Origin of the sequence: Kocuria sp., assembly GCF_030536815.1 — a bacterium.
GTDB lineage: Bacteria > Actinomycetota > Actinomycetes > Actinomycetales > Micrococcaceae > Kocuria > Kocuria gwangalliensis.
Genome location: NZ_JAUNPE010000216.1, coordinates 1 through 3,094, shown reverse-complemented (window position 1 = coordinate 3,094; position 3,094 = coordinate 1). Strand labels below are relative to the sequence as shown.

Below are 3,094 nucleotides of genomic sequence, written 5' to 3'. Positions count from 1 at the left end.
GCGCTGGATGCGGTGGCCTCCCCCACAGCCTCCCCGGTCTTCTTGACGGCGTCGGCGGCCGCCAAGCCGACCGCCACCGGAGCCGCAGCCGCCCCAGCGGCCGCGGTACCCGCGGCGCCGGCACCAGCAGCCCCAGCTCCCCCGCCGGCGGTTCCCGCACTGCCAGCGCCTGCACCGGCAGGCGTAGGCGATGGTGTGGACGTGGGCGCCTGGCTGGCGGAGCTGTCGGAACCGAATCCGCGTCCGGACCGCGACAGGTGGGCCGCGCCCTGCGGGATCGCCGCGCCCATCGCGGCGACCCCCAACGCGCCACCTCCACCGTTGGAAGACATCGAGCCCAGCACAGGGCTGAGGAAACCAATCAGCACCGGTAGCGCGAACACGGAGGCGATGATCATCATTAGCCCCGCAGCGAACTGGATTAGCCCGCCGTCGCCCTCCCACACCCCGGTGGTGGACATCTTGATCGCCAACCCGTAGATCAGGGCCGCCGCCGGCTTGTAGAAAGCAAACGCCAGGGTCCAGGCGATGACTTTCTGGAAGAAGTTCTTACCCGTTTCCGTGTTCAAGAAGGCGGCAGAAAGTGGCAGGATCCCCGCCATCAGAAACAACATCCCGGTGCGCAGCACCATCAGCATCACCTGAATGAGGTTCACGATGATCGCCACGACCCCGCCGACGATGATCAGGATGACGTTGCCGCCCAACCACACCGGACTGGTGCCGCTACTGGCCATGTTGTCCAAGGCCAGGAGCTTGAGCACATCGGTCTGGAAATCATCCCCGATGGCGGAGTCAATGATCTGCACCGCCAGGGCGTCGGTGCCCCGGATCAAGACGTTGAGGATCGTCACCCCCGAAGCGGTGACCACGGCCAAGGTAAGCAGGCCCTTGAGCAGCTCCCGGGCCGGCTCAGCGCGCTGGGACCAGGCCATCTGCGCCCCGGCGATCATTACGCTCAGCGCGGCCACCGCCAGAGTGAGATAAAAGGTCTGGTCCTGGATGAATCCCACCGAACCGCTCAAGTTCATCGCCCGGGCCGGGACGAGGAAACCGATCAGGCTGGTGGCTCCCCCAACCAGCGCCGCCCCGCCGGCCAGGGCGGTGGCGGTGTTGACCAGGCCCGCGCCGTCGCCGCGGCGGGCGTTAACGGCCAGCACGATGCCCAAAAACAGCACCCCGAACACGGCCACGCCCAACCCGAGCCAGCTCGCGTAACCCAGCAACGTGTCGATGTAGGCGTTGAAATCCCCCCGCACCGGGGCCTGAGAACCGGTACCGCCCTCGGAAGTGAGGCCGGCGCTGCCGATCCGCGTCCACATCGAACCCAGGGAAGCGACCGTGTCGACCACACCGGCGGTCACACCGTCGGCGATCTGATCTAAGGCATCCCCGGCGGCACCGGTCAGAGCTTCGCTAACACCTTTTTTCGCTTTGCAGATGCCGTCAAGGAATCCACACTTTTCCTCGTCAGCCATTGTCGGGATTCCACAGGATGTACCCGGACAGATCAGAAATCTGACCTGAGACGGGGCCACCGCTCCCGTCATCCTGCAACAGGAAACGCCAGTCTCCCTCGTACCAAACCATGTCGGTTGCGGTCGTTGTGTAAACCTTTTCCGTCCCGTCGTCAGCGGCCAGCACAACCTCGACGGTGGCCTTATCGTCCGTATAAGAGAGCAACCGGAACCCGGCCACTTCCAGCGGGACGGTCGTCGTGTCGTTCTCGCTCACTCGCTGCTGCGCCTGCCCGATGGCGATGTTCTTGCCGGGGCCCTCCATGACTCGTGCTTCGATGGTGTCGAGGAGGACCTGCGGGTCGTTGCCCGAGATCAGCATGTTGGTGGAAGCCAGCAATGCCCCTTCGGGGGTGTGGGAGTAGCAGGACCGGACACCCGTGGACTCGTCCATGGCGCCCGGCCCGTGCTTCTTCGAGGCTGGGGCGTAGATCGCCCCCAGAGCTTCCCACTCGACATCCTTCGGCGCCTTGGTCAAGGTGGTACCGCCGGTGGCGGACAACCCGCACACCGACTCCCCACCCGAGGACGCTTCGGCCGCGGTGGCCGGTGCGGGTTGAGACTGCGACTGCTCCTGTCCTTCAGGCCACAGCCACAGGACCAGTCCCAGCACTACCAGCAGGGCCACGAGCACCGCCGAGACCAGGAACCAAGGGCCCGCCCACCATGATTTGTCGTTGTCCGTCTCAAGCTGATCTGTCACCTGCTGCTCCTTTTCGTGCGTGGGACTGGTCCTGTAGTTGTTGATGGTGGTCAGCTTTTAGATGCTGAAGTGGGGATCATCGTGGATCACAATGGCAGCAGCCTCCGCATCGCCACTCTGCTCTTCCTCTTGTCCTCCGCCGTCTTGGGAGATAAACGAAAGGATCGAAGCACCACCGGAGATCAGCGCGACGGCCAACACGATCTTGATGATCCCGGAGATTTCTTCGGTGGTCTCACCACGACGAGCGTCGAAAGCCATCTTCCCGCCCACCACCAGTAGTCCCAGAACGGCGATGCCCAAGGCAATCCACTTGCCCACACCGACCATCCTGTTCCAGGACTCTCCGATGCCCGGAGGAGCCAGCGGGTCGGAGTCAGGCAGTGCAGCAGGCAGGGCCAAAACGGTGTCCTGCGCGGCAAGTACGAGGTCGATCATTGGGGAATCCTCTCGGAGGTGAGTTCATCGACTGCCTCACCGATAGCGGTGAGGACTTTCTTCGGCTCACGGGCCATGGACTCCCAGTCCACGGCTCCAGTGAGTCGGAGTTCTTCGATCCACGGCACCACCCAGGTGAAGGGGACACCGCCGGAGATCACACGGGTCGCTGCTGCCAGGGATCTCGGGGTCTTGCCCGGAGTGTCGGCCACGATCACCAACCCCGCGAGTACTACATCTGGATGTTGCCCGGAGGCCCAGTCCTGGGCGGCGCGTCGAGCTGATTCCAACCCGCGATGCGTTTGACGGGCGAGGAGGACAACGACAGGAGACGGTGCCTCTGGGGTTGGAGAAGGCCAACGATGATGGCATTCGACACCGTCTAGCAGCTCCCGGAATGTGGTCTCTCCCGCTCCACCATGGGCGCCTAACCAGT

The 3,094-nt window shown here is 64.3% G+C and carries 4 protein-coding genes; all 4 read right to left on the bottom strand.

Features of this window, described 5'->3' with window-relative positions:
• On the bottom strand, positions 1–1,478 hold a 1,478-nt coding region (locus tag Q4E95_RS12315; protein WP_303383578.1), incomplete at its 3' end, for a type IV secretion system protein.
• On the bottom strand, positions 1,471–2,220 hold the full coding sequence (locus Q4E95_RS12310; RefSeq protein WP_303383577.1) for a hypothetical protein: 750 nt from the start codon (positions 2,218–2,220) through the stop codon (positions 1,471–1,473). The genes Q4E95_RS12315 and Q4E95_RS12310, both read right to left, overlap by 8 nt.
• Before the next feature lie 57 nt (positions 2,221–2,277).
• Positions 2,278–2,658, bottom strand: coding sequence for a hypothetical protein (locus tag Q4E95_RS12305; RefSeq protein WP_270451687.1), 381 nt, complete (start codon positions 2,656–2,658; stop codon positions 2,278–2,280).
• The coding region (locus Q4E95_RS12300) for a DUF6668 family protein (RefSeq protein ID WP_368660333.1) at positions 2,655–3,094 on the bottom strand (440 nt) is incomplete at its 5' end. The genes Q4E95_RS12305 and Q4E95_RS12300, both read right to left, overlap by 4 nt.

Bases quoted from the DNA above. Each gene is read 5' to 3' on its own strand.
- Q4E95_RS12305 (WP_270451687.1), bottom strand. From the start codon at position 2,658: ATGATCGACCTCGTACTTGCCGCGCAGGACACCGTTTTGGCCCTGCCT.